22 protein-coding genes are annotated in these 25,304 nt (G+C 68.1%); 16 read left to right on the forward strand and 6 right to left on the reverse strand.

Annotation, left to right across the window (positions count from 1 at the left end; all coding sequences use genetic code 11):
- Nucleotides 1–10 precede the first annotated feature (10 nt).
- From QHF83_RS05830 to QHF83_RS05840, 3 genes are all read left to right on the forward strand, one after another.
- On the forward strand, nt 11–1,195 hold the full coding sequence (locus tag QHF83_RS05830; protein ID WP_282416769.1) for a hypothetical protein: 1,185 nt from the start codon (nt 11–13) through the stop codon (nt 1,193–1,195).
- A gap of 21 nt (nt 1,196–1,216) precedes the next feature.
- A complete protein-coding gene (locus QHF83_RS05835; RefSeq protein WP_282416770.1) occupies nt 1,217–3,271 on the forward strand; it encodes a serine protein kinase in 2,055 nt (684 codons plus the stop codon).
- 226 nt (nt 3,272–3,497) lie between these two features.
- Complete coding sequence (locus tag QHF83_RS05840) at nt 3,498–3,932, forward strand: hypothetical protein (RefSeq protein ID WP_282416771.1); 435 nt, start codon at nt 3,498–3,500, stop codon at nt 3,930–3,932.
- Nucleotides 3,933–3,938: 6 nt separating this feature from the next.
- Here the strand turns inward: QHF83_RS05840 and QHF83_RS05845 are convergent, their stop codons facing one another.
- Nucleotides 3,939–4,217, reverse strand: coding sequence for a hypothetical protein (locus tag QHF83_RS05845; protein WP_282416772.1), 279 nt, complete (start codon nt 4,215–4,217; stop codon nt 3,939–3,941).
- Nucleotides 4,218–4,389: 172 nt separating this feature from the next.
- On the opposite strand from QHF83_RS05845, the gene QHF83_RS05850 reads away from it, so the two are divergent.
- Nucleotides 4,390–4,833, forward strand: a complete 444-nt coding sequence (locus QHF83_RS05850) for a hypothetical protein (protein WP_282416773.1) — start codon at nt 4,390–4,392, stop codon at nt 4,831–4,833.
- A 77-nt stretch (nt 4,834–4,910) separates the two neighbouring features.
- Here the strand turns inward: QHF83_RS05850 and QHF83_RS05855 are convergent, their stop codons facing one another.
- Nucleotides 4,911–5,954, reverse strand: a complete 1,044-nt coding sequence (locus QHF83_RS05855) for an alpha/beta fold hydrolase (protein ID WP_282416774.1) — start codon at nt 5,952–5,954, stop codon at nt 4,911–4,913.
- Nucleotides 5,955–6,235: 281 nt separating this feature from the next.
- Here QHF83_RS05855 and QHF83_RS05860 point away from each other — a divergent pair, with 281 nt between their 5' ends.
- The 5 genes from QHF83_RS05860 to QHF83_RS05880 all read left to right on the forward strand — a co-directional run bounded on the left by QHF83_RS05860 (nt 6,236) and on the right by QHF83_RS05880 (nt 14,042).
- On the forward strand, nt 6,236–7,141 hold the full coding sequence (locus tag QHF83_RS05860; RefSeq protein WP_282416775.1) for a hypothetical protein: 906 nt from the start codon (nt 6,236–6,238) through the stop codon (nt 7,139–7,141).
- A 21-nt stretch (nt 7,142–7,162) separates the two neighbouring features.
- On the forward strand, nt 7,163–11,707 hold the full coding sequence (locus tag QHF83_RS05865; protein ID WP_282416776.1) for a sigma 54-interacting transcriptional regulator: 4,545 nt from the start codon (nt 7,163–7,165) through the stop codon (nt 11,705–11,707).
- Nucleotides 11,704–12,012, forward strand: a complete 309-nt coding sequence (locus tag QHF83_RS05870) for a hypothetical protein (protein WP_282416777.1) — start codon at nt 11,704–11,706, stop codon at nt 12,010–12,012. Before QHF83_RS05865 ends, QHF83_RS05870 begins: the two co-directional genes overlap by 4 nt.
- A 155-nt stretch (nt 12,013–12,167) precedes the next feature.
- On the forward strand, nt 12,168–12,995 hold the full coding sequence (locus QHF83_RS05875) for a Uma2 family endonuclease (RefSeq protein ID WP_282416778.1): 828 nt from the start codon (nt 12,168–12,170) through the stop codon (nt 12,993–12,995).
- Between the two features lie 381 nt (nt 12,996–13,376).
- Nucleotides 13,377–14,042, forward strand: a complete 666-nt coding sequence (locus QHF83_RS05880) for a hypothetical protein (protein WP_282416779.1) — start codon at nt 13,377–13,379, stop codon at nt 14,040–14,042.
- Nucleotides 14,043–14,060: 18 nt separating this feature from the next.
- On the opposite strand, the gene QHF83_RS05885 is transcribed toward QHF83_RS05880, so the two are convergent.
- The 4 genes from QHF83_RS05885 to QHF83_RS05900 all read right to left on the reverse strand — a co-directional run bounded on the left by QHF83_RS05885 (nt 14,061) and on the right by QHF83_RS05900 (nt 17,189).
- Nucleotides 14,061–14,867, reverse strand: a complete 807-nt coding sequence (locus QHF83_RS05885; RefSeq protein WP_282416780.1) for a hypothetical protein — start codon at nt 14,865–14,867, stop codon at nt 14,061–14,063.
- Nucleotides 14,868–14,906: 39 nt separating this feature from the next.
- Nucleotides 14,907–15,707 carry a hypothetical protein gene (locus QHF83_RS05890; protein WP_282416781.1) on the reverse strand — a complete coding sequence of 267 codons (801 nt, stop codon included), beginning with the start codon at nt 15,705–15,707 and terminating at the stop codon, nt 14,907–14,909.
- Nucleotides 15,708–15,746: 39 nt separating this feature from the next.
- On the reverse strand, nt 15,747–16,562 hold the full coding sequence (locus QHF83_RS05895; RefSeq protein WP_282416782.1) for a hypothetical protein: 816 nt from the start codon (nt 16,560–16,562) through the stop codon (nt 15,747–15,749).
- 183 nt (nt 16,563–16,745) lie between these two features.
- Nucleotides 16,746–17,189: a hypothetical protein gene (locus QHF83_RS05900; protein ID WP_282416783.1), complete on the reverse strand. Its 444-nt coding sequence runs from the start codon at nt 17,187–17,189 to the stop codon at nt 16,746–16,748.
- Between the two features lie 22 nt (nt 17,190–17,211).
- Between QHF83_RS05900 and QHF83_RS05905 the strand changes: the two genes are divergently transcribed.
- From QHF83_RS05905 to QHF83_RS05935, 7 genes are all read left to right on the forward strand, one after another.
- The gene (locus QHF83_RS05905; protein WP_282416784.1) at nt 17,212–17,973 is read left to right on the forward strand and encodes a ferritin-like domain-containing protein; all 762 of its coding nucleotides are present in this window, start codon (nt 17,212–17,214) and stop codon (nt 17,971–17,973) included.
- Nucleotides 17,974–18,123: 150 nt separating this feature from the next.
- Nucleotides 18,124–19,590, forward strand: coding sequence for an aldehyde dehydrogenase family protein (locus QHF83_RS05910; protein ID WP_282416785.1), 1,467 nt, complete (start codon nt 18,124–18,126; stop codon nt 19,588–19,590).
- Between the two features lie 26 nt (nt 19,591–19,616).
- Nucleotides 19,617–20,945: a 4-aminobutyrate--2-oxoglutarate transaminase gene (gene gabT, locus QHF83_RS05915; protein WP_282416786.1), complete on the forward strand. Its 1,329-nt coding sequence runs from the start codon at nt 19,617–19,619 to the stop codon at nt 20,943–20,945.
- Entirely contained in the window at nt 20,942–22,393 is a 1,452-nt protein-coding gene (locus QHF83_RS05920) for an aldehyde dehydrogenase family protein (RefSeq protein WP_282416787.1), read from the forward strand. Before gabT ends, QHF83_RS05920 begins: the two co-directional genes overlap by 4 nt.
- A 29-nt stretch (nt 22,394–22,422) precedes the next feature.
- Nucleotides 22,423–23,574, forward strand: a complete 1,152-nt coding sequence (locus QHF83_RS05925) for an ABC transporter substrate-binding protein (protein ID WP_282416788.1) — start codon at nt 22,423–22,425, stop codon at nt 23,572–23,574.
- Between the two features lie 10 nt (nt 23,575–23,584).
- A complete protein-coding gene (locus QHF83_RS05930; RefSeq protein ID WP_282416789.1) occupies nt 23,585–24,511 on the forward strand; it encodes an ABC transporter permease in 927 nt (308 codons plus the stop codon).
- On the forward strand, nt 24,508–25,296 hold the full coding sequence (locus QHF83_RS05935) for an ABC transporter permease (RefSeq protein WP_282416790.1): 789 nt from the start codon (nt 24,508–24,510) through the stop codon (nt 25,294–25,296). The genes QHF83_RS05930 and QHF83_RS05935 overlap by 4 nt, the downstream gene beginning before the upstream one ends.
- Nucleotides 25,297–25,304 lie beyond the last annotated feature (8 nt).

Raw genomic sequence — 25,304 nt, forward strand, 5'->3', positions numbered from 1 at the left:
GCTCCTCTTCGTGCGCGCTTTGCTTCGTGGGCTCTTCCTTGTCGGCGTGCCCCTCGCCGTCGCCCTCGCGCCGCTCGCGTGTGACGACAGCGGCTACCCTGTGATCATCGGTTTGCCGGGCGATCCCGGCGACGCTGGTCCCTCCTCCGACGGCGGCTCGGCCGACGCTTTCCCTGACGGCGACGCCGGTGATCCCGACGCGCCCGATGCACCCTCTGCGCCCGTCTGGATCGGCCTCACGCCGACACCCGTGGGCGACGGACCGCCGAAGCCCGCCGACGTGATCACGGCGCGCCTCGGCGCGCTCGCGCTCGGCGCGCGGGCCACGATGGTCAGGCGCACGCCGATGGAGCTCGCCACGGAACAGGGCATCCAGGCGCTCGCCGACGAAGCCGCCTTCTTCAGCAGCCGCGGCGTCGTCCTCGGCTTCTCGCTCGTCGTCATCGATCGCGCCGCCCTGCACCTCCCGCCCGAGCTCGCGGACATGCCGTGGAACGCGCCCGAGGTCCTCTCCTTCGCGCACGCCTCGATCGACGCGGCGTTCTCTGCGCTCGGCCCCTCGGCGCGGTTCGTCGTCCTCGGCCGCGACGTCGACGTCCGCCTCGCGGCTCGCCCCGACGAGCGTGCGGCCTTCGAGCTCTTCGCGAGCGACGTGCTCGACTACGTCCGCGCGCATCCGCTCGCCGCAGCGGACGTCCGCGCCGGCGTGGGCTTCTCGTTCGAGGGCGTGTCTGCTCCGGATCCCTCGTTCTTGCCGCTGCTCGACGCGAGCGACGTCGCGGTCGCTTCGTACCTCCCTGGCCTCGGCGGCGCCGAGGCGGGGCCTGCGAGCGACATCTCCGCGCATGCGGACACGATCCTCGCGCGTGCCGCGGACAAGCCCGTGGTGCTCGAATCCGTGGGGTATCCGAGCTCGTCCGTCGTCGGAGGATCGGAGGACAAGCAGGCGTTCTTTCTCGAGACGTTCTTCGGCGCGCTCGCGCCCAGGCGGGATCGCTTCGTGTTCGTGAACGTCGAAGCGCTGCACGACCTCGGTCCCGTCCGGTGCGGAGAGCGCGTGGCCGTCCTGGGCGAGCCTGCGGACGGACCCTACGCGGCTTATGCATGCTCGCTCGGGCTCTTCACCGAGCAGGGTCAGGAAAAGGCCTCCTGGAAAGCCTTTCTGAACGGCGCGGCCGCGTTCGCGTCACCGTGATCCGTGTTGTAAGGTATCCACATGGGCGACGCGCAAAGTCTGGTGGGCAAGATCGCTGCGATGCAGGACTACGCCCTGTATCGGGACCTGTCTTGGGAAGGGAGCTTCGAGGAGTACCTGGCGCTCATTCGCAAGCAGCCGCAAGTCACGCGCAACGCGTTCCAGCGTGCGTACGACATGATCATTCGGTACGGCACCGAGGAGTACACCGACAACAAGAAGAAGCTCGTCCGGTACAACTTCTTCAAGGACGAGCTGAACGGCGGAACGGACGCCATCTACGGCCTCGACATCCCGCTCATGCGCCTCGTGCACGTGCTCAAGGCGGCGGCGGAAGGGTATGGCCCCGAGAAGCGCGTCATCTTGCTCCACGGCCCTGTCGGTTCATCGAAGTCGACGATCGCGCGGCTCATGAAGAAGGGCATCGAGCACTACTCGATGTCCCCGGACGGAGCGCTCTACACGTTCGACTGGGTCAACCTCGACGGCGTCGGCATGGCGGGTCCCGAGAGCGGCCGCTTCAAGTGCCCGATGCACGAGGAGCCCTTGCGCCTCATCCCGCCCTCGTGGCGTGAGCGTGCGGTCAAGGAGCTCGAGCTCTCGAACCCCACGTTCAACGTGCGCGTCGACGGTGATCTCGATCCGGCCTGCCGCTTCATCTTCAACAAGCTGATGGAGCGTTACGGCGGCGACTGGGGCAAGGTCATGCAGCACATCCGCGTGCGTCGCCTCGTGCTCAGCGAGAAGGACCGCATCGGCATCGGCACCTTCCAGCCGAAGGACGAGAAGAACCAGGACTCGACCGAGCTCACGGGCGACATCAACTACCGCAAGATCGCCGAGTACGGCTCGGACTCGGATCCGCGCGCGTTCAACTTCGACGGCGAGTTCAACATCTCGAACCGCGGCGTCGTCGAGTTCATCGAGGTGCTCAAGCTCGACGTCGCGTTCCTCTACGACCTGCTCGGCGCGTCGCAGGAGCACAAGATCAAGCCGAAGAAGTTCGCGCAGACGGACATCGACGAGGTCATCCTCGGCCACACGAACGAGGCCGAGTACAAGAAGCTCCTCTCGAACGAGTTCATGGAGGCTCTGCGCGACCGCACGATCAAGATCGACATCCCGTACATCACGAAGGTGTCGGAGGAGATCCGCATCTACGAGAAGGACTTCAACCGCGACAAGATCCGCGGCAAGCACATCGCCCCGCACACGCTCGAGGTGGCGGCGATGTGGGCCGTGCTCACGCGGCTCGAGGATCCGAAGAAGCACAACCTCTCGCTCGTGCAGAAGATGAAGCTCTACGACGGCAAGGTCCTGCCGGGCTACACGCAGGACACCGTGAAGGAGCTGCGCAAGGAGGCGCCGCGCGAGGGCATGGAGGGCATCAGCCCGCGCTACGTGCAGGACAAGATCTCGAACGCGCTCGTGAACGACATCGGCGAGGGCACGATCAACCCCTTCATGGTGCTCTCCGAGCTCGAGAAGGGCCTGCGCCACCACTCGCTCATCTCGAGCGACGAGCAGCGCAAGCGCTACGGCGAGTGCATCGGCATGGTGAAGCGCGAGTACGAGGAGATCGTCAAGAACGAGGTCCAGCGCGCCATCAGCGCCGACGAGGACGCGATCCAGAAGCTCGCGGCGAACTACATCGACTCGATCAAGGCCTACACCTTGAAGGAGAAGGTCAAGGATCGCTTCACCCGCGAGGACGTCGAGCCGGACGAGCGGCTCATGCGCTCGATCGAGGAGAAGATCGACATCCCCGAGAACAGGAAGGACGACTTCCGCCGCGAGATCATGAATTACATCGGCGCGCTCGCGGTCGACGGCAAGAAGTTCGAGTGGCACACGAACGACCGCCTGCGCCGCGCGCTCGAGCTCAAGCTGTTCGAGGATCAGAAGGACGCGATCAAGCTCCAGACCCTCGTCTCCAGCGTCATCGACAAGGAGACCCAGGAGAAGATCGACATCATCAAGACGCGGATGATCAAATACTTCGGCTACAACGAGGTCTCCGCGCGCGACGTCCTCGACTACGTCGCGAGCATCTACGCCCGCGGCGATACCAAGTAGCCCGTCTTCCGAGCGCGTCCCAGAGGCTCCCCGCTCCCACCGAGCGGGGAGCCTTTTTCATTTTGCCGCGGTGCGGCGTGCGCCCCGCGCCACGCTCGAATACACGCGAAACATCGCGAAAACCCGTCGCTGCGCAGCTCCCTTCGCGCTACGCAAAACCCATTTCGCGGCATTTTTCGAGGATCTCCCCATTGGGACCTGGTCTTTTCCAGGTTATAGATCGTCCATGCGACGCCTCGGCGCGCTCCTTGGTTCGTCCCTCTTCCTGCTGTTTTCCGCGGGCTGCGGCGGATACATCGGCAGCGCCCAGCGCGCATACCAGGACGGCCGTTACCTCGAAGCGGCCGAGAAGCTCGGCGATCACGAGGACGAAGTCGCCGACCTCTCGCCGCGCAAGCAGGTGAGTTACGGGCTGTATCTGGGGCTTTCCCTGATCATGCTCGGGGACCACGACGGCGCCGAGCGCTGGCTCGACTTCACCGAGCAGGTCGAGGCGCAGCGGCCCGGGACCTTGCGGCCCGACGAGAAGCAGAAGCTCCAGGATGCGCGTGGGCGCCTCGCCGGCATCGAGGAGAAGGCGAAGGAGCAGAGCGTGAGCGAGGAGCCTGCCCAGGAAGCGCCGCTCCTCCGCACCGTGCGTCAAACGGAACCCGCGCCTTAGCAGCGGCTACGAAGCATCCTTTTCGAGCTTCGCGCGCAGGCGCGACACGCTCTGCTCGAGCGACGAGACGATGCGCCGGAGATCGCGCACCTCGTCCGAGGTCGCGAGGCCCATCGACTTCGCGAACGCTTCTTTCTGCTCCGTCGTGAACGTCGACACCCGCCCGGGCATGCTCATCGCCGTCATCACGAGCTTCATGAAGCGCTCGTCCTGCATGAGCTTCGCGACCTGCGGGCTCGCCGCGAACTTCATCCCCTCGGAGACGATTCGATCCTTGATGGACATGGCCCGAGCGTAGCAGACCCGCGCGAGCTCCGGCGTTCAGCGTGGGCGGCCTCCCGTCCCCCGTCCTCCCATAAAGCGTTGGTTCGATTTGCGTTTCCGGTTACGTTTGTCAGAGTCCTGCAGAGCCATTCGCGCCGGATTTTTCCCGCGCGTGTGCTCGGGAGGGGAGCGAATGCACTCGAACGGCGTCGCCAATCGCTGCGTACCGGGCGTTCCTGAATCCGACGACGATCCGCCGTCGACCCAGCCCACGACCCAGCGCTCGGCCGACGCGTCGCCCGATTCCACGGTCCTGCTTTGCGTCCAGGTCACGCCTCCGGATGCGCGCATTTACCTCGACGACGCGCTGATCTCGATCGGGCCGCATCGCGGGCGCATTCCGTGCGAGCTGCGCTGGCGGGTCTTGCGCGCCATTTCGCCGGGCTACGTCCCGTGGGCCGAGGTCATCATGCCCGTCACCGACATCACGGTGGCCGTGGCCCTCGGGCGCAAGACGCAATCGACGCCGCCGCCGCCGCGCCCGATCCGCGTCGTCCTCCGCCAGCCCGAGGAGCCCGCGCCGGAGTCGGCGCCTCCGTCCTCCACCGATCCGCTGGCGATCACCGTCAACTGGTGAATGCAATCTTTGCGCGCGGGAGCTCGGCGCGAAAGGCCGTGCCGAGCCCCCGCGCGTTTTCCCATGCCCGTAATTCTTCAATGGGCGGTGCGCGCGCCGAGCCACCGCGAGAGCAGCGGCCAGACCGTGTGCGTCGAGCGGCTGCCCATGATCAGATCGATGTGCCCTTGCGGGAATACGCGGTACGTCTTGTCCCCCGAGCGGCTCGATCGATACGCGGGCTCCACCGACGCCGGCGGCGCGAGGTCGTCGCTCTCGCCTGCGACCACGAGCAGCGGCACGTCCATCGCCTCGAAACCCTCGACGAACCCGGACAAACCGCCCAGCCGGTGCCCGCTCTGCCGCGCCTCCGCCGCCGCGAGGAACATGTTCCGGAGCACCGTGATGCTGCCGCTATCCATCGCCAGCGACATGTGCTGCGAGAGCACCACCGGCTCCATCGATCCGGGCCGGAAACCTCGGATCGGCAGCGGGAAAATGGGGCTCTCCACGAGCACGCGCGACAGCCTGACGACCTCGCCGATGGCGCGGAGCCCGAGCGCGCCGTGCCCGAACGACATGCGCCGGTCCACGGCGAGCAGCACGTGCCCCGCCAGCGTGAGCGGTAGCGAGCCGCGCGTGAAATGGTACGGGCTGCCGAGGGTCACGACGCCCGCCACCGCGCCGTGGGCGAGCGGCGCCGCCGCGTAACTGACGAGCCCGCCGAGCGAGTGCCCCACGAGGAAGACCGGCCGTGGACCGGCGAGGCGCTGCACCTCCTCGAGCGCCCAGGGCACGTCTTGCTTCACGAACTCGCTCACGTCGGTCGGCCGCCGCGCGCCGAGATGTCGGGAACGGCCGTGACCGCGCAGGTCCAGGTTGAAGACGTCGAAACCCTCGCGGGCCAGGAAATTCGAGAGGCTCCGGGCGGGCAGATGCCAGGCGTACCGATTTTGCCCGTAGCCGTGAATGAGCAGCACGCTCCCCCGCGTCCCGCCGAGCTCCGCCGAGCGCTTTCGTACCATCGCCAGCGGAATCCCCTCCTCGGCTCCGCCGCCCCGCACGATGCACAGCTCCTTCACGAAACGCCCGCGCGCGTCGCGATCGATCGCTTGTTCGACCCGGAGTTGGTGCAGGATCATCGGTACCCTCCGATTACCTACAAGAATGTGCCGAGCATGCAACGCGCCGAGCACTTCCCGGGCATTCGGGACCCGCGCGCGCCTTCGTTTCCCCGGAAAACCGGGAGCTCGTGCGACGCGGACCCCGAAATGGGTGGCACGTGCACACCTTCAGGTGGGGCGGATCACTCCTCGGGCCTCTTGGTGGGTTTGGGCGTCGCGGGGGCTTTCAAGACGGGCGGGCTCGTGTACTGTCTCCGCGTCCTTCTTCTTCTTCGAACACACCGACGAAAGAGCGTCCCATGTTCCAGAAGGCCCTGCTTGCACGCTTCGCCCTCCTGACCCTTGGCGCGTCCCTCTTCGTGACCGGCACTGCGTATGCGCAGCCCTCCGAGGACGGGTTCGACAAGGACGCCGAAGATACGCTGGCCGGAAAGGCGAACGACAAGGAGGAGGCGGCGGCCGGCGACAAGATGCCGGGCGAGAAGGAGAAGAAAACGGCGGAGAGCGGCGACACCGGGATCTGGGACACGAAAGAGGATCCCACGAAGGCGTACCGCTACATCGGCCTCCGCTACCGCCACGCCATCGTCCCGAAGGGGATCTTGAACATCTTCCTCGACGGCGGCGCGACGGTGGGCGTGCCGATGGGGGGCCTCGAGTTCGGCACGCGGCGCGACAGGCTCGAATACATCTTCTCGCTCTCGTACGCCGACTACTCGAGCGCCGAGATGCTCGTCAAAGGCAAGGGCCAGCCGAACACGGCGTACGAGCGCGTGCAGAGTGATCTCGCCGTGATTTTCGGCAAGGTCGAGATCCTCTACGAAGTGCCGCTCGACAGCCGCAGCCGCTTCTCGCTCCTCTTCGGCGGCGGCGTGGGCATCGGCGGCGTCATCGGTGATCTCTATCGGCGGCAGGTCTACCCGAACACGGGGAACGATCCCGCGGCCCCGTCGCAGTGGGGCGACTGCACGGCCCGAGGCGAACCGGACGGCATCTACTGCGCCAACGACAACGGCCACTTCGGCGACTACGCCGAGCCGAGCTGGGCGAGCGGCGGCTCGAAGCCGTTCATTTTCCCGTGGATCGCCCTTCCGCAGGTGAGCTTCCGCTACAAGCCCATGAAGATGCTCCAGGCGCGCGCCGACGTGGGCTTCGCCATTAGCTCGGGCGTGTACTTCGGCGCCAGCATCGACTACATCCTCTAAGGAAGAGGAGCCCAGGGAACGTTGCAGCTCCCGCCCCGATACGAGCCTATCGCCCCCCTTGGAAAGGGCGGCGGTGGAGAGGTCTGGTCCGCGAAAGACCGCATCACCGGCGCGACCGTCGCCGTGAAGGTCCTCGCCGAGGGCGCGAACGAGGCGGAAATGCTCGCCCTCGTCCGCGAAGCCGTGGCGCTCTCCGGCCTCGAAGGCCTCGGCGTGCCGCGCATCCTCGGCTTCGGACGCCTGCCGAACAGCCGCCGCGCGTACCTCGTGCGCGAGCTCGTCGTCGGCAAGAGCCTGGCCGCGCGGTTCGCCGAACCCGATGAGCCGCTGGAGATCCTCGCCGCGATCGCGCAGGCCGCCGATCAGCTCACGCGGCTGCACCGCGCGCTCTTGCTGCACGGCGATCTGAAGCCTGCGAACATCATCGTCGGGCCGGGCGGTAAGGCGACGCTCGTCGACCTCGGGCTCGCGGCGAACTTCCGCGAAGGCGGCGAACGTCCGTCGGGCCTGACGCCGCGGTACGCCGCCCCGGAGCTGCTCTCGGGCGCGCCGCTCGGCGTGCGCGCCGAGATCTACGCGCTCGGCGTCACGCTGCGCGAGGCCCTCGTCGCGGTCGGGCTCGCCCTCGATCCGGCCGTCGTATCGGCGCTCGAAGAGATCGAGCGTCGCGCCACGGCGGTCGATCCGACGAGCCGCTTCCCGAGCGCGGACGAGCTCGCGAGCGCCATCCGCCGCGCCGCCTCCTTGCCGATGCCCGAGGCGTTCGCCTCGCGTGACGCGCTCGTCTGGCCGATCGTCGGCCTCGACGAGCACGCCGCCGCGCTCGACGCGCAGATCGAATCGCTGCGCTCGGGCGGCGGCATCGTGGTCACGGGCCTCGCGGGCGCGGGCAAGAGCACGCTCCTTCGACGCGTCGCGTGGTGGCTCGGCGTGAAGGGACGCGCCGTCGCCTGGGTCGAGGCCGGTGTCGCGCCCGACCCGGGGCACGCGATGGACCTCGAACTCGCGGGAGCGGGAGACACGCAGGGCGCGATCGTCCTCGTGGATGACGCCGATCGCCTCGCCAAGCCCGACCTCACGCGCCTCGCCGCGCTGCGCGAGGCTGGCGCCCGCGTCGTCGTCACCTTCGACCCCGAGCGCCTGCCGAACCTGCCGGGCCCGACGCTCGAGCTCTTCGCCGTCCCGCCGCTCGACGAGTCGCGCGCGCGTGACCTCGTGCGCTCGGCGATCCCCTCGCTCGGCGACGTCGTCGCGGATCACGTCGCGCGTCGCGCGGGCCATTTGCCCGGCAAGATCCGCGCGATCGTCGAGGCGATCGCGCGCGCCCCCGTCGCGAGCCCCGCCGACGTCGATCGCCTCCTCGCCGAGGAGGACGAGCGCGGCACCGATCGTGAGCGCGCGATGAAGCTGCTCGATCGGGGCCACGTCGACGAGGCCGCCGAGGTGCTCGCGCGCCTCGAAGACGACCCTTCGCCCGCCGTCGCGATCGCCCGCGCGCGCCTCTTCACGAGCCGCGGCGACGCCATGCGCGCGATCGCCGAGCTCGAACGCGTGCACGACGAGGCCCTCGCGGCCGACGCCGAGATCGCCGCCTCGTATTGCCTCCACGCCTCGCGCGCGCTCCTCCGCGCCGGCGACTATGCGGGCGCCGAGATCCAGGCCGGCGCCGCGGCCGAACGCACGGGCCTCTCGGCCGCCGCGGACGACGCCGCGCCGCTGCCACGCGCGGAAGGCCGCCGCGCGCTCGCCATGCTCGCGATCGCCGCGGATGCGCTCGCCGTCTCCGGCCTCGCGCAGAGCTTCTCCGCGCGGCACGAGGACGCCAAGCGCACGCTCACGCGCGCCGTCCGCCTCGCGCGTGGGGTGGGCGGCGAGCCGCGGATCCTCTCCGTCGCGCTCGGCTCGCTCGCCTTCGCGCTCCAGCGCGACGACCAGCTCGACCCCGCCAAGGCCGCCTACGAAGAAGCCCTCTCCGCGGCGGAACAAGCTGGCGACGCGGGCAGCGTGGCCACGACGCGCTTGAACCTCGCGGGCATCGCCAAGGCGCAGGGCGACCTCGCGGCCGCGCTCATGCACCTCGAAGCGGCGGTCGACATGGGCCACCGCTCGGGCCGCGTCCCCACGCTTCGCCAGGCGCTCCTGAACCTCGCGAACCTCGAGCTCTACCTCGGCCGGCTCGCGCGGGCGCGCGTCTCCATCGACCAGCTCGCGCTCCAGCGCACCGAGCTCGGCCCGAGCCAGCGCGCGCAGCTCCTCTCGCTCGAAGCCGAGCACGCTGCGCGCTCCGGCGATCCCGCCGCGGCCGAGCACCTCTGCCGCGCGTGCGCCGAGAGCTGGGAGAGCCTCGGCCGGGGCGTCGACGCGGCCGAAGCGCGGCTCGAACGTGTCCTCGTCGCGCCCGTGACCCCCGGCGATGACGTGAGCGAGCTCGAAGCCGAAATCGATCGTGCTTCCGCGGCCCTCGGGGGCGGCTCGGCGCATCGCCCGCTCCTCTCGCTCGCGCGTGGCCGCGTGGCCACGCTCCGCGGCGACGAACGACAGGCCGCGGCGCATTGCGAGGAGGCGCTCGAAGCGGCGCGCGCCTCGGGCCAGAAGGACTTCATCGCCCGCGCCCTCGAAGCACGCGCCGCCCTGCACGAGGACGGCGGCAAGCCCATGCTCGCGCGCCGCGATCGAGAGGCCGCGCTCGCCGTCCTCGAGGAGATCGCCTCCGTCTTGCCGCGTGACTTGCGCGAGGTCTTCTGGGACGACCCGCGCCGCCGCGCCTTGCGCGCGCTCTGCATGCCCTCCGTGCACACGCCGCAGCAGCAGGCCACGACGGCCGCGTCGCCGAACGCCTCGCCTTCGAGCACCCTCGCGGCGATCCGCAAGGCCCCCACGGAAGAGCGCCTCGCGCGCATCCTGGAGATCAACCGCGCCATCGCCGGCGAAGTCGACCTCGCGCGCCTGCTCGAGAAGGTCACCGATCACGCGATCGCCCTGCTCGGCGCCGAGCGTGGCTTCGTCATCCTGAAGAGCACGCAGCCGCCGCGCGACGAGGCCGATCCTTCGGCGCCCTTGCCCTTCGCGCTCTCGGTCCACGCCTTCCGCGGCCGCGAGGGCGACGACGCACACGCGCGCTTCTCGCAGTCGATCGCCGAGCGTGTCGTCCACGTCGGCGAGCCCATCGTCACGGTGAGCGCGCGCGAGGACGCCCGCATGGCCGGGTATGTCTCGGTCCACCAGCTCATGCTCCAGTCGATCGCGTGCGTCCCCATCCGCGCGCGGGGCGGCGAGGTCATCGGCGCGCTCTACCTGGAGACGCGCCTCCGCCCTGCGATGGGCTTCACGGACGAGCTCCCCACGCTCGTCGCGCTCGCCGATCAGGTGGCGATCGCCATCGAGACGGCGCGCCTCGTCGGCGAGAACGCGCGGCGCGCGCGCGAGCTCGAAAAGAAGAGCGCGGAGCTCGAGCGGGCGAACCACGAGCTCGAAGGGGCCCGCGCCGAGCTCGAAGAGCTGCTCGGCCAGCGCACTGAGGAGCTCAAGGCCACGAAGCGCGACCTCCGCTCGGCGCGCGCGGTCATCAAGGGCCATTTCGGCTACGAGGGCCTCGTCGGCCGCAGCGAGGCCATGCGCCGCGTCTACGCGCTCATCGACCGTGTGAAGGACACGGACATCCCCGTCCTCGTCGTGGGCGAGAGCGGCACGGGCAAGGAAGTCGTCGCGCGGGCCATCCACAATGCCGGCCCGCGCGCCAAGAAGCCTTTCGTGGGCATCAACGTCGGCGCCATTCCCGAGCACCTCCTCGAGAGCGAGCTCTTCGGCCACATGCGAGGCGCCTTCACGGGCGCCGACCGGGATCGCCGCGGCCTCTTCCGCGAGGCCGAGGGCGGCACGATCCTGCTCGACGAGATCGGCGAAATGCCGCCGAAGATGCAGGCCGGCCTCCTCCGCGTCTTGCAAGAAAAGGTCGTCCGCCCGGTCGGCGGCGCGCGCGAGGAGCCCGTCAACACGCGCGTCATCGCCGCGACGCACCGGGATCTCGTGGCGATGACGGCGGCCGGCACGTTCCGCGAGGACCTCCTCTACCGCTTGCACGTCGTCGAAGTCCGCGTCCCGCCTTTGCGCGAGCGCATCGAGGACATCCCGATCTTGATCGACCATTTCCTCGGCATCTTCGCGGCACGTTATGGCCGGGAGCGCCGGAGCGTCTCGCGTGCCGCGCTTCGTCGGCTGATGGGGCATGGCTGGCCGGGCAACGTGCGCCAGCTCGAGAACGTCCTCTTGAATGCGTGGGTCCTCTCCGATCAAGCGGAGCTCGAGCCCGAGGACTTCGAGCTCCCGGAGGCGCGCCTCGCCCCGCGCCCGCCTCCTCCGCCGGAGAGCCTCCGTGAAGGCCCGCGCAGCGCCTCGACCGAGCCCTCGCGCAAGCTCTCCTCGCTCGAGGCGCACAAGGCCGACGAGCGCGAGCGTATCCTCTCGGCGCTCCAGGCCTCGAACTGGAACCGCGTGAAGGCCGCGCGCCTCGTGGGTTTGCCTCGCCGCACATTTTACAGGCGCCTCAAGGAGTACGGAATCCAATGACGACAGAGCCCGGTAACCTCGCCGCATTCGTGGACGGCGTCGCGCTGCCCGAGGAGGAGGCGCGCGACCTCTGGAAGCGCTTCAGCGAATGGATGGGCGAGCACAGGGGCGACATGGAGGGGTTTGGCAAGCAGAACGGGTATACGCGGATCACGCCCGAATATCGGGGCGGGCGGGCCGTGCTGGTCGCGTATACGAAGGAGCCGCCGCCCGCGCCGCCGCCGCAAAAGAAGCCGGCGGGGAAGGGGGGCGGAGGCGGAGGCGGTCGCCGCGGCGGCCGTCGCGGGGGCGGCGGGAGGCGATAACGTCGTTCGGCGAGGAACGCCGCGCACGTCCGCGAAGGACGCGTCCCCGGTGAAGACGGACGTGGTATACGTTCGTTATGGCACCTCCGGGCGAGACGAGCGAGGACGCCCTGCCTGAACCGCCCGTGACCCCATCGGCGGAGGCTTGGCGCGCCATGACACCCCAGGCTCGCGAGCGGTTCATCGACGAGGTCGTCGTAGCGTTCTCGGATCCGCGATGGAACGACGGGAACGGCCAGCCCCACAACCTCGCCAAGCGGCGCGCGACCGAACGGCTCCGCCGGCACTTCGATGCGATCGGCCGCCGCATCTATCTGGCCGAGGAACTCAACGTCCTCTATCCCGGCGAGCGCGCGTTTTGCCCAGACATCCTGGCCGTCCTCGACGTCCCCCAGCCCGAGGACGACGAGCGGATGGCGTGGGTCGTGGCCGACGAGGGGCGGGGGCTCGACCTGGTCATCGAGGTCCTCTACGAAGGTCGCCGTAAGAAGGACCTCGTCGACAACGTGGAGCGGTACGCGCGCCTCGGGATCCCCGAATATTTCGTCTACGACCGCAAGAAGCAGCAACTCCACGGCTACCGCCTCCCGGCCCCGGAGGCGCGTCGATACCAGCGCATCGTGCCGCAGGCGGGGCGGTATGCCTCGGGCGTGCTGGGCCTCGACCTGGCCATCGAGAAGGGCAAGCTCGAGTTTTTCTACGGAATGGCCGCGATTTTCGGGACGGAGGACCTCATCGGGCGCCTCCAGGGCATGATGCAGAGCTTGGAGGCGAAGGCCGAGCAGGCCGAGGCGCAAGCGGAGCAAGCCCTCACGAGCCTGCAAAACAGCCTACTCGCCATCGTCGCGGCCCGGGGGATCCCGTGCTCGGACGACGACCGCGAGCGCGTCCGGTCCTGCGTCGCGCTCGAAACGCTCCAGCGCTGGCTCGTCCGGGCGGCCACGGTCGGCTCGATGGCCGAGGTTCTCGCGGAAAACGCGTAACCGTCACGTCCGAACGCCGCGTGCAACGCGTGCAAACGCCATCGGTGACGTCCGAATGCCGCGTGCAACGGTTGCAAACGGCATTTGCACCGCTCCGAGACCCGTCTGCACGCGTTGCAAACGCCTCTCGGGGTGTACCGAACGCCGCTTGCAAGCGTTGCAAACGCCTCTCGGAGTGTCCGAATGCCGCTTGCAACGCGTGCAAACGGCGCTTTGTACGCGCACATCGCGCCTTGCAACGGCTGCACGCGGGTTTCGTGACGCTCGCGGGTGAATCCTCCGTCGAGAGTGTGCTCCCGTAGCATGCTCGCCTCGGTCGGACCGTCTGCCTGGTCGCCGTATCACGACGTCTCGCACGTCACCCCTTATCTGGAGGTTTCCATGTCTCATCCCCGCAAGATCCCGCCCACGCTGCCTCTCGACGAAGTAGAGACCGAGGTCTTTTTCACGCGCTCCGGCGTCAAGGCCGACCCCGACGCCCAGGATCTCCTATCGCTCACGGACGGCTGGCTCGAAAGAGTCGACGCGGTGCGGACGAAGGAACGGTCGGCGCGCGAGGCGCAGGCGGACGCGGACGCCGCGCGCACCATCGCCAATACGCGGCTCGACCGTGCTTGCCAGCGGTTCGGGGACGAGCTCCTTCTCGCCGTGGGCAAGGAGCGCGGGACGGCGCGGTGGACGCAGTTTTTCCCGGTCCCCGTCAGCAAATTCATCCGCCAGGCGTTGCCCAAGCAAGTCGCGCGCGTGATCGGATGGCTCGATTCGAAGGACCCCATCCTCGATAAGCACCGCGTGGGACTCGAACCCTGGGCGAAGGCGGCAGACGCCGCGCTCAAGAGGACCACGGCGATCGCCACGGTGCGCGGCGAGGCGCGCATCGGCCGCGAAGAGCTCGCCGAGCGGCTCACGCGCGACCGGGATGCATTGCACGATGCATTGTCGGCCCGTGCGCGGGAGCGAGGTTTGCCGCGTGATTGGGCGGATCAGTTTTTCCGGAAGGTGAGCCGGGCGGCGGAGGAGGCGGCCGAGGGGGCCGGGGAGGGGTAGCGGGGCTCGAAGCCTGGTTCAGGGCTTGGGGGCGGCGCTCACGAGGGTTTCGACGGCTATGGAGTAGTTGCAGCCGTTGGTGAAATTCTCGAAGTACCAGGCGTTCGTCACGAGAAGCTCGTCCACCTCGGCGCTCGTCCCGTTCGGGATCGAGACCGTGTTCCCCTGAGCGTCCTGCAATTGCATGGCGATGCGCTGCTTGCCGTCGCAAGTCCACCAATCCTTTTCACACTCACGCACGCCCTCCTCGAAGGAGATCCCTGCGGGATCGTTGTGCCCCACCGCGACCAGGAGCTCTCCGCCACGCTCGATGCGAAGCCGCGTGGCCAACGCGTCGAAGTAGCCCCCGCCGACCAAGTTGCGTATGAAGTCGATGTCGAGCGTGTCGCCGACGGCGACGGTGCTCGGCGAGAAACCCGGAGCGACGATGCCCAGGGTCAGCATCGTTCCCATCGCATCGACGACGTCGATCATGGTCTCCGGCGCCTCGAAATGCGGGCTGTTCTTGGGCATCGACCCCACTTGGGAAAGCGAAGCTAGGCAGGGCTCGTCGAGGGCCTTGGGGCGCACGGCCATCACCGTCGCTGCGCCCGTGAAGGCGTAGTCGGTATAGTGCTCGACAGACATGGCGCCGGGATGGGCCACGCACGCATACACCATCGCGGGCTCGGCGAGTTCCATGCAAGCCGGCAAGCCGGAGCCGCCGCCGGTGCCGCCCGCGCCGCCCGCGCCGGTGTCGCCGCCGTCGGTCGCGGTTCCGCCGTTGCATGCAAAGAGCGTGGAGAAAAACAGGGTCAGAAACGGTAAGCTCGTTCGAATGTGCATTGTTTCTCCTGTCGCAACCGGCATGCCGGTCGTCCTGGTTCAGGGCAGGGCGGCGGCGCTCACGAGGGTTTCGACGGCGATGGCGTAGTTGCAGCCGTTGATGAAATTCTCGAAGTACCAGGCGTTCGTCACGAGAAGCTCGTCCACCTCGGCGCTCGTCCCGTTCGGGATCGAGACCGTGTTCCCCTGGGCGTCCTGCAATTGCATGGCGATGCGCTGCTTGCCGTCGCAAGTCCACCAATCCTTTTCACACTCACGCACGCCCTCCTCGAAGGAGATCCCTGCGGGATCGTTGTGCCCCACCGCGACCAGGAGCTCGCCGCCGCGCTCGACGCGGAGCCGCGTGGCCGACGTGCCGCCGCCCAGGCCCTCGACAAACTTGTGCATGAAGTCGATGTCGAGCGTGTCGCCGACGGCGACGGTGCTCGGCGAGAAACCCGGAGCGACGATGCCCAGGGTCAGCGTCGTTCCCATCGCGTCGACGACGTCGATCATGGTCTCCGGCGTCTCGAAATGCGGGCTGCTCTCGGAATGCGACCCCACTTGGAACTTCGAAGCCAGGCAGGGCTCGTCGAGGGCCTTGGGGCGCACGGCCGTCACCGTCGCTGCGCCCGTGAAGGCGTAGGCGTAGGTGTTCGGATCGACAACCATGGCGCTGGGATAGTCCACGCACACATACACCATCTCGGGCTCGGCGAGTTCCATGCAAGCCGGCAAGCCGGAGCCGCCGCCCGCGCCGCCCGCGCCGGTGTCGCCGCCGCCGGTCGCGGTTCCGCCGTTGCATGCAAAGAGCGTGAAGAAAAACAGGGTCAGGAACGGTAAGCTCGTTCGAATGCGCATTGTTTCTCCTGTCGCAACCGGAATGCCGGACGTCCTGGTTCAGGGGACGGCGGCGGCGCTCACGAGGTACTCGACGGGAATGGCGAAGTTGCAGGAAAAGGCCCCGCTGCCGTTGTACGTCTTGAAGTATGCGGCGTTCGTCACGAGGAGTCCGTCGACCTCGGTGCTCGTCCCGTTCGGGATCGAGACCCCGTCTCCCTGGGCATCCTGCATCTGCATGATGATGTCCTCCGTGCTGCAAGCGTCCGACGCCCTGACACATTCACTCGCGCCCTGCGCGAAAGCGAGCCCTGCGGGGTCGTTCTGTCCCACCGCGACCAGGAGCTCTCCGCCGCGCTCGATGCGAAGTCGCAAGCCTCGCGTGCTGGCAATATCGATATTTCCCAGCGTCTCGGTCTGAAAGTCGATGTCGAGCGTGTCGCCGACCGCGACGGTGCTCGGCGAGAAACCTGGAGCGCGGACACCCAGCGTGAGGGGTGCGCCCGTCGAATCGACGACGTCGATCACGCTCGTCGGCGGCGCGAAGCCATATTCCGTGCGCCATGAGAGGCAGGGCTCTTGGGACTCCCAAGGACGCACTGCCGTCACCGTCACGGTGCCCGTGAAGATGTAATGAGGGGCGTACATCGGACCTTGGGGCGTGAGCATGGGAGCATGCACGCACGCAAACACCGACGCCGCGTCCGCGTGTACCTCGCAAGCCGGCAAGGCCGAGCCGCCGCCGGTGCCGCCGGTGCCGCCGCTGCCGGCGGTTCCGCCGCCGCCGGTGCCGCCGTCGGTCACGGTTCCGCCGTTGCATGCAAAGAGCGTGAAGAAAAACAGGGGGAGGAGCGGTAAACTCGTTCGAATGCGCATTCTTTCCTCGCTTTGCTATTGAAATGCCAGTCGTCCTGGTTCAGGGCATGGGGACGGCGCTCACGAGGTATTCGTGGGGAAGGGCAAAGTTGCAGGGGTCGTTGCCGGAGGAATAGGTGGTGAAGTACCTGGCGTTCGTCACGAGGAGCGCGTCGACCTGGGCGCTCGTCCCGTTCGGGATGATCAGATCACGGTGTCCGGCGCTTGGGCCGAGTACCACCCGACGCCACTGCCGCTCGTGCAAGACTCGGCACCCGCGGGACGCACGGCCGTCACCTTCACAGCACCTGTGAAGGCATAGGAAGGGATCGGATCGATGGGCACCGCATTGGGATGAGACAAGCACGCGAACACCGTCATCTCGTGCGGCATGCAGATTGCGGAAGCGATGCCGCCGCCGCTACCGTCGGGGTAGCTGTGACCGCTACCGGTGCCGCCGGTGCCGTCGATGCCGCCGATGCCGCCGGTGCCGCCAGCGCCGGTGTCTCCGCCTCCGGGCACGGCGCCGTTGCATGCGGTGTGAAGTGGCATGGTTACGGCAGGTGCAACCGTCATGCCGGGACGAACGACCCTCCGCAGAGCACCCTCGACCTCGGATGCGTTGTCAGCTTGTGCCGGAATGGCCATGTTTGGCACAATGCTTGTCCCGATGACGACCCCCCCCTCGACCCACGACGAACCCATCGACTTCACCCAGCTCGATCCGAGCGCCCTGCCGGCCGAGCTCGTCGCGCACGCGCGCCTCGTCTGGGCCGATCGCGTTCGCACGGAGTACAGATCCATCCAGATCGCCGCCCGCTTCCTCACCGAGGCGCTCGCCGCCGGCGAGCCGCTCGACGTCGTGCGCCGCATCAGCGAGACCATCGACGAAGAGCGGCGCCACACCGAGCTCTCCCGCCGCATGTGCGAGGCACTCGGCGGCCCCGTCCCTTCACCGCGCGACGTTGCCGCGCCGCTCGAGGACCTCCACGCGGTCCCGATCGAGGAGCGCGTGCTCGCGACGGCCATTTCGTTGTTTCTGGTCAACGAGACATTCTCCGTCGGGTACATCGAGGACCTCCTGTCGCGCGCGGAGCACCCCGTCACGCGCGCCGTGCTCGCCTCGATCGCGGGCGACGAGGCGGAGCACGAGGCGTTTGGCCCGGAGCTCGTTTCCCGATGGCTCCGCGACCTGCCCGCGGGCAAACGCGCCGCCTGGCGCGGCTTCACGAGCCGGCTCGTGCGCGCGCACCTCGACCGAGCCGAGCAGGTCCTCGCGCGCACCCCGCCGGAAAAACACGATCTGGTTCATTGGCCCGAGCCCGACCGCGCGCACCTCGGCCTGCACGGCGAGGTGCGACTCGCATTGCTTTGCAAACGGACGTACGAGGAAAAACTCGCGCCCACGCTGGCCAAGCTCGGCCTCGGCTGAACGACCCGCTCCCGCGCCCGCCCCCACGCACACGCCCGCCGGGTCCGTCCGCGTCGGTCCCTCGTCCGCCCTCGCGCCCTTTTTTCTCCCGCCGCGGCCCTCTTCCCGGGTAGACTGCCCGCCTTCCGAGGGGAGGAGAGGGCCCGCGCAATGAAACGCTATCAGATGCTCATCGGTGGGAATTGGGTGGACAGCGTCTCCGGTCAGACGCGCGAGCTTCGCGACCCGGCCAATGGCGAGATCGTCGCCACGGTCCCCGAAGCCGGCCGCGAGGACGCTCGCGCGGCCATCGACGCGGCGCGCGCGGCATTCGACAAGGGCCCCTGGCGCAAAACCTCCGCGCTCGATCGCGCCAAGCTCCTCTTCAAGCTCGCCGAGGCCATCACCAAGGAGGCCGACGCCCTCGCGCGCCTCGAGGTCCAGAGCTGTGGCAAGCCCCTCGCCGAGGCGCAGTTCGACGTCGCCGACGCCGCCAACTGCTTCGAGTTCTACGGCGGCCTCGCCACCAAGATCGCCGGCGAGACCATGAACGTCCCGGCGAACAGCGTGAGCTTCGTCGTCCGCGAGCCCGTCGGCGTCTGCGGCCAGATCATCCCCTGGAACTACCCGCTCCTCATGGCCGCCTGGAAGCTCGCGCCCGCGCTCGCGGCCGGCAACACCTGTGTGCTCAAACCGTCGGAGCTGACGCCCCTCACGGCCCTGGAGCTCGGCCGCATCGTCACCGAGGTCGGTTTTCCGCCCGGCGTCGTCAACATCCTCACCGGCCCCGGCGCCGGCGCGGGCGAGGAGCTCGCCGAGAGCCCGCGCGTCGACAAGGTCGCGTTCACCGGCGGCACCGTCACGGGCCGCAAGATCCTCCAGGCCTCCGCGACCAACTTGAAGAAGGTCACGCTGGAGCTCGGCGGCAAGAACCCGAACATCGTCTTCGCCGACGCCGATTTCGAGGCTGCCGTCGACGGCGCGCTCTTCGGCGCCTTCGCGAACCAGGGCGAGGTTTGCTCCGCGGGATCACGCCTCCTCGTCGAACGATCGATCCACGATCGCCTCGTCGCCGCGATGGTCGAGAAGATCCCGCGCGTGAAGGTCGGCCATGGCCTCGATCCCGCGACGAAGATGGGCCCCCTCGTGTCGGCCGCGCATCGCGACAAGGTCGAGTCCTACGTCCGCATCGGCCTCGAGGAGGGCGCGCGGCTCGCCTGCGGCGGCAAGCGTCCGTCGGATCCCGCGCTCGCGAGCGGTCACTTCCTCGAGCCCACGATCTTCGTCGACGTCAAGCCCTCGATGCGCATCGCGCGCGAGGAGATCTTCGGGCCCGTCCTCGCCGTGCTCCCCTTCGACACGGAGGAAGAGGCGATCGCGCTCGCGAACGACACCGAGTACGGCCTCGCGGCGGCGGTCTGGACGAAGAACCTCACGCGCGCGCACCGCGTGATCCGCGAGCTGCGCGCCGGCATCACGTGGGTGAACACGTATCACCCGACGTTCAACGAGATGCCCTGGGGCGGCTACAAGCAGAGCGGCACCGGGCGTGAGCTCGGGCTCTACGGCATCGAGGCGTATCTCGAGACGAAGCAGGTCAACATCAATCTGGACGAGGCCCCGCTCGGCTGGTACTAGCCGACGTTTTTTTTGGGAGAGACCGCATGCGGATCGAATTGAAGACCGAGATTCCGGGGCCTCGGAGCCGGGCGCTCATGGAACAGCGTCGCGCGGCGGTCGCCCGGGGGCCGTTCCACGGCACGCCCATCTTCGTGGCGAAGGCGCACGGCGCGGTGATCGAGGACGTCGACGGCAATCGACTCCTCGATTTCGCCTCCGGTATCGCCGTGACGAACCTCGGCCACACGCCCGAGGACGTCGTGCGGGCCGTGCAGACGCAGGCCGAGCGGTTCCTGCACACGAGCTTCAACGTCGTCCCGTACGAGGGCTACGTCGCGCTCTGTGAACGCCTGAACCGCATCACGCCCGGCGCTTTCGCGAAGAAGGCCTTCCTCGCGAACAGCGGCGCCGAGGCCGTGGAGAACGCCGTCAAGATCGCCCGCGCCCACACGAAGCGTCAGGGCGTCGTCGTCTTCGACCACGCCTTCCACGGCCGCACCTACCTCGCGATGACGATGACCAGCAAGGTCGGTTATCGGCAGGGCTTCGCGCCGTTCGTCCCCGAGGTCTACCGCACGCCGTTCCCCTACGCCTATCGCTCGCCCGAGCCCGACGCCTCCGCGTGGGCCATGCGCGAGTTCTCCGAGCTCGTCCTGCACCACGTCGGCGCGAACAACGTCGCCGCGGTCGTCATCGAGCTCGTCCTCGGCGAGGGCGGCTTCATCGACGCGCCCGCGGCTTTCGTCCGAGAGCTCGCGAGCTTCTGCAAAGCGCACGGCATCGTCCTCATCGTGGACGAGATCCAGACCGGGTTCGGCCGCACCGGCAAGCTCTTCGCGTGCGAGCACTACGGCGTCGAGCCGGACCTCGTCACGCTCGCGAAGGGCCTCGGCTCGGGCCTGCCGATCTCCGCGGTCGTCGGGCGCGCCGAGATCATGGATGCGCCCGTCGAGGGCGCGATCGGCGGCACGTTCGGCGGCAACCCCGTCGCCTGCGCGGCCGCGCTCGCCGTGCTCGATCGCTTCGAGGCCGACGGCGGCGCGCTCCTGAAACGCATCCACGCCGTCGGCGAGACCATCGGTGCGCGCCTCTTCGCGTGGAAAGAGCGTTTCCCGATCATCGGCGAGGTCCGCGGCATCGGGCCCATGCGGGCCATCGAGCTCGTGAAAGATCCCCACACGCGGGAGCCCGACAAGGCCTCGGCCCAAGCGCTCGCGAAGTACTGTTATCAGCACGGCGTCGTCGTCCTCGGCGCTGGCACGTACGGCAACGTCATTCGCCTCGCCCCGCCGCTCACCCTCGAAGACACGGAGCTCGACGAAGGGCTCGTGGTCCTCGAAGCGGGGCTCGCAGAACTCGGGAGGAGCGCATGAGCCGGCACTTGCTCTTCATTGACGGCGCGTGGCGGGAGTCGTCCCGCACGCACACCATCAAGTCCCCCTACAGCGGCCGCATCGTCGCGGTCGCGGAGGAGGCGGACGACGCGCTCATGGAGCGCGCGCTTTCCGCCGCGAAGGCCGCGCAGACGCGCTTCCGCAAGACGAGCCGGTACCTGCGCAGCCGCCTCCTCGCCGCGATGGCGCGGCGGATCGACGAGGATCGCGCGAAGTTCGTCGCGGCGATCGTCGACGAGGCCGGCAAACCCGCGGCGCTCGCGGACGCCGAGGTGTCTCGCGCGATCACCACCTTCATCGTCGGCGCCGAGGAGGCCAAGCGTTACGGCGGCGAGGTCTTCCCCGTCGACATCGACGCGGCGGGCCGCGCGTACGAGCCGGGCACGAGCCTCTTCGTCCCGCGTGGGCCCGTCCTCGCGATCACGCCCTTCAACTTCCCGCTGAACCTCGTCGCGCACAAGGTCGTGCCTGCGCTCGCGATCGGCGCGCCCGTGCTCGTCAAGCCGGCGCCGCAGACCCCGGGCGCCGTCCGCCTCCTCGGCGAGGTCTTCGAGGCGGCGGCGAACGAGGTCTCCGAGAGCCGCGAGACCATCCCGCTCGCCGCGCTCCAGACGATCACCGCGCCGAACGAGGTCACGGGGCGCGCGATTCGTGACCCGCGCGTCGCCGTCGTCAGCTTCACGGGCAGCGCCTCCGTCGGCTGGAGCATCCAGGGCATGGCGCGCGGCAAGCGCACCGTGCTCGAGCTCGGCGGCAATGCCGCGGTCATCGTCCACGGCGGGGCCGACCTCGTCCGCGCTGCTTCCCGCGTCGCGTACGGCGCTTTCGCGTATGCCGGCCAGGTCTGCATTTCCGTGCAAAACGTCTGGGTCGAGGAGAGCGTCGAGGAGGCGTTCCGCGGCTTCCTGGTCGAGGAGGTCGCTCGCATCAAGACCGGCGATCCGCGCGCCGAGGGCGTGCTCGTCGGCCCGGTCATCGACGGCAAGGCGGCCGATCGCATCACCACGTGGATCGACGAGGCGCAGAAGTCGGGCGCGAACGTCCTTTGCGGCGGCAAACGCGAGGGCAACCTCATCCAGCCGACGGTGATCGATCGTCCGGGCGAGGCGCTCGCGATCGTGCGCGAGGAGGTCTTCGGCCCGGTGCTCAACCTGCTCACCTATCGCGACGTCGGCGAGGCCATCGAGGCGGTCAATCGTTCCAAGTATGGCCTGCAGGCGGGCGTCTTCACCGACAGCTTGCGCGTCTCGCGTCGCGCGGCCGAGGATCTCGAGGTCGGCGGCGTCATGATCAACGAGGTCCCCACCTATCGCGCCGATCACATGCCTTATGGCGGCGTGAAGGAGTCCGGCCTCGGCCGCGAGGGCGTTCGTTACGCGATGGAAGAGTACAGCGAGCGCAAGACCGTCATTTCGTACCGGGGATAGACCCGTCCGTGGGGATTGGAGGATTCGCGATGATTCGTATGTCTTCGTGGGTATCGGCGGCGGGCCTCGCCGTGCTCGGGATCGCTTCGCTCGGCTGTCAGGGCGAGAAGAAGCCGGAGGGCGCGGCGCCGACGGGGAGCGCGGCGCCCGCGGTGCAGAAGCCGGCCGACCCTGCCGAGAAGTTCAAGGGACAAACCCTGAACCTGCTCACCTGGGAGGGGTATGCCGATCCCAAGTTCACGAAGGGGTTCGAGGAGAAATACGGCGTCACCGTCAAGTACACGTATTTCGGTTCGAGCGACGAGCTCGTGGCGAAGCTCAAGTCGAGCCCCGGCGTGTACGATGTCGTCTCGCCGTCCTCGGACGTCGCGTATCCCCTCGTGCAGGGCGGCCTCGTCGATCCGATCGACACCACGAAGATCTCGAGCTGGGGCGACCTCGCGGACGCGCTGAAGAACCTCGACGACGCCAAGAAGGACGGCAAGCAATACGGCGTCCCCTTCACCTGGGGCCCCGATTACCTCATTTACGACGCGAATGTCGTGAAGGAGGAGCCGAAGAGCTGGAAGGTCTTCTACGACGCGCAATACAAGGGCAAGGTCACCCTCTGGGACGACATCTCGAACATCTATCTCGTCGGCCAGATCATGGGGCTCGACAAGACGAACCCGGCGGCGCTCTACAACATGACGGACGCAGAGCTTGCGGAGGCGAAGAAGAAGCTCGTCGAGCTCAAGCCCCAGGTGCGCAAGTACTGGGCGACCGCGGGTGAACTCAACGATCTCTTCAAGAACAAGGAGGTCGTCCTGGCCGTCGGCTGGCCGCTCACGGTCGGCACGCTCAACAAGGAGGGCTTGAACCTCAAGGGCGTGATTCCGGAGGAGGGCGCGACGGGCTGGATCGATCGGCTCATGATCACCTCGTCGTCGAAGAACAAGGAGCTCGCGCTCGCGTACCTCGATTACGTCACGACGCCGAAGGCCCAGGCGCTCGTCTTCGAGGCGACGGGCGGGTATTGCGTGGCGAATGCGAAGGCCAAGGAGCACATGTCCGAGGACCTCAAGAAGAGCCCGTGTGTCACCGAGGGCGAGACGTACTTCAAGCGCCTCAACTTCTGGCAATACGTGAAGGAGCGCAAGAAGTACAACGAGCTCTGGAACGAGGTGAAGAGCGCGAAGTAGGCGAACGAGCATGGATACGGCGCCCGCCGCGAAGGCCACGGTTCACACGCAAAACCCGCCGAAGAGGCGGGCGCTCCTGTTCCTCGTCCTGCCCCCTGCGCTCTGGCTGCTCTGTTTTCTCGTCCTGCCGTACCTGGGCCTGTTCATCCAGAGCTTCCTCGGCTCGGATGACCTCGGAAACGTCGTCCTCGAGCCCACGCTCGACCCGTGGAAGGCCTTCTTCACGAAGACCCTCTACCGGAGCACGCTGCTCTACACGTTCAAGATCGCGCTGACGGTCACGAGCCTCTCCGTGCTCTTCAGCGTGCCGCTCGCGTACTTCATCGCGTTCAAGGTGCGCCGCTGGAAGGAGCTGCTCTACAGCCTCATCATCGTCCCCCTCTGGGTGAGCTACATCGTCCGCGCGTATGCGTGGAAGATCATCCTCGGCCGCGAGGGGATCCTGAACTCCTTCCTGCAATGGGCGAAGATCACGGACGCGCCCGTCGAGGCCTTTCTCTATAGTGAATGGGCCATCGTCATCGGCCTCGTCCACATCTACACGCCGTTCGTCCTCATGCCGGTGTACACGGCGTTCGAGCAGATCCCGCGCTCGCTCGTCGAGGCGTCGAAGGACCTCGGCGCCGGCCGCCTGACCACGTTCTTCCGCGTCGTCTTGCCGCTCTCGCTCCCCGGCGTCATCGCGGGCGGCACGTTCGCGTTCGTCCTGACGCTCGGCGATTTCCTCGCGCCCGTCCTGCTCGGCGGCACCGACAACCTCATGATCTCGAACGTCGTGCAGAACCTCTTCGGCACCTCGAACGATCGCCCCCTCGGCTCCGTCGTCGGAATCGTCCTGCTCGTCGTGGTCGTGGCGCTCCTCGAGACGACGTCCCGCGCCGAAAAATCGTTCGCGAGCCTCGAATCGGGCCGCGGCCGCCTCGGAGGCGCGCGATGACACGAAAATTCGATTTGCCGACGCTCTTCGTGGGCGCTGCGGCGGCGTTCGTCCTCGCGTTCATCTACCTGCCGATGGTCGTCGTCGTCGTGTATTCGTTCAACCCCGACGCGGTGAACGTCTTCCCGATGCGCGGCTTCTCCCTTCGCTGGTATCGCGTGCTGCTCGAGGACGAGCAGCTCGTGTCGGCGCTCCGCATCAGCCTCCTCATCGCGCTCGGCGGCACGTCGATCGGCCTCCTCCTCGGCGTGCCCGGGGCCATCGCGCTCGCGCGCCACGAGTTCCCGGGCAAACGTATCCTCGAACGGATCGTCCTTTTGCCGCTCACCTTGCCGGGCATCGTCACGGGCGTCGCCATGTTGAGCTTCTTTCCGCTCATCGGCGTCCCCGTCTCGCTGCTCGCCGTCCTCATTGGCCACGGCACGTTCCTCATCGCGATCACGCTGACGCAGGTCTATGCGCGCCTCCGGCGCCTCGATCCGTCGCTCGAAGAGGCCTCGGCGGATCTCGGCGCGCCGCCGCTCACCACGTTTTTCCGGGTCATCCTGCCGAACATCAAGACGGCCATCATCGGCTCGGCGCTCCTCTCGTTCACGCTCTCGCTCGACGAGATTCCGGTCACGTTTTTCCTCATCGCGGGCGACAACACCCTCCCCATTCAGATCTGGGCCATGATGCGCCGGGGCATTTCTCCCGAGGTCAACGCCATCTCGACGCTCGTCTTCGCCGGATCGATCGGCCTCATCCTGCTCGGCACCGCGCTCGGCGGCCGCGACAAGGAGTAATCGTTTTG

It is taken from the genome of Polyangium sp. 15x6 (genome assembly GCF_029960785.1).
GTDB lineage: Bacteria > Myxococcota_A > Polyangia > Polyangiales > Polyangiaceae > Polyangium.

Coding starts and splice junctions, on each gene's coding strand:
- QHF83_RS05895 (WP_282416782.1), bottom strand. CDS start 16,562: ATGCGCATTCGAACGAGTTTACCGCTCCTCCCCCTGTTTTTCTTCACG.
- QHF83_RS05935 (WP_282416790.1), top strand. CDS start 24,508: ATGACACGAAAATTCGATTTGCCGACGCTCTTCGTGGGCGCTGCGGCG.
- QHF83_RS05930 (WP_282416789.1), top strand. CDS start 23,585: ATGGATACGGCGCCCGCCGCGAAGGCCACGGTTCACACGCAAAACCCG.
- QHF83_RS05890 (WP_282416781.1), bottom strand. CDS start 15,707: ATGCGCATTCGAACGAGCTTACCGTTCCTGACCCTGTTTTTCTTCACG.
- QHF83_RS05845 (WP_282416772.1), bottom strand. CDS start 4,217: ATGTCCATCAAGGATCGAATCGTCTCCGAGGGGATGAAGTTCGCGGCG.
- QHF83_RS05920 (WP_282416787.1), top strand. CDS start 20,942: ATGAGCCGGCACTTGCTCTTCATTGACGGCGCGTGGCGGGAGTCGTCC.
- QHF83_RS05910 (WP_282416785.1), top strand. CDS start 18,124: ATGAAACGCTATCAGATGCTCATCGGTGGGAATTGGGTGGACAGCGTC.
- QHF83_RS05880 (WP_282416779.1), top strand. CDS start 13,377: ATGTCTCATCCCCGCAAGATCCCGCCCACGCTGCCTCTCGACGAAGTA.
- QHF83_RS05900 (WP_282416783.1), bottom strand. CDS start 17,189: ATGGCCATTCCGGCACAAGCTGACAACGCATCCGAGGTCGAGGGTGCT.
- QHF83_RS05850 (WP_282416773.1), top strand. CDS start 4,390: ATGCACTCGAACGGCGTCGCCAATCGCTGCGTACCGGGCGTTCCTGAA.
- QHF83_RS05885 (WP_282416780.1), bottom strand. CDS start 14,867: ATGCACATTCGAACGAGCTTACCGTTTCTGACCCTGTTTTTCTCCACG.
- QHF83_RS05840 (WP_282416771.1), top strand. CDS start 3,498: ATGCGACGCCTCGGCGCGCTCCTTGGTTCGTCCCTCTTCCTGCTGTTT.
- QHF83_RS05875 (WP_282416778.1), top strand. CDS start 12,168: ATGACACCCCAGGCTCGCGAGCGGTTCATCGACGAGGTCGTCGTAGCG.
- QHF83_RS05925 (WP_282416788.1), top strand. CDS start 22,423: ATGATTCGTATGTCTTCGTGGGTATCGGCGGCGGGCCTCGCCGTGCTC.
- QHF83_RS05855 (WP_282416774.1), bottom strand. CDS start 5,954: ATGATCCTGCACCAACTCCGGGTCGAACAAGCGATCGATCGCGACGCG.
- QHF83_RS05835 (WP_282416770.1), top strand. CDS start 1,217: ATGGGCGACGCGCAAAGTCTGGTGGGCAAGATCGCTGCGATGCAGGAC.
- QHF83_RS05870 (WP_282416777.1), top strand. CDS start 11,704: ATGACGACAGAGCCCGGTAACCTCGCCGCATTCGTGGACGGCGTCGCG.
- gabT (WP_282416786.1), top strand. CDS start 19,617: ATGCGGATCGAATTGAAGACCGAGATTCCGGGGCCTCGGAGCCGGGCG.
- QHF83_RS05905 (WP_282416784.1), top strand. CDS start 17,212: ATGACGACCCCCCCCTCGACCCACGACGAACCCATCGACTTCACCCAG.
- QHF83_RS05860 (WP_282416775.1), top strand. CDS start 6,236: ATGTTCCAGAAGGCCCTGCTTGCACGCTTCGCCCTCCTGACCCTTGGC.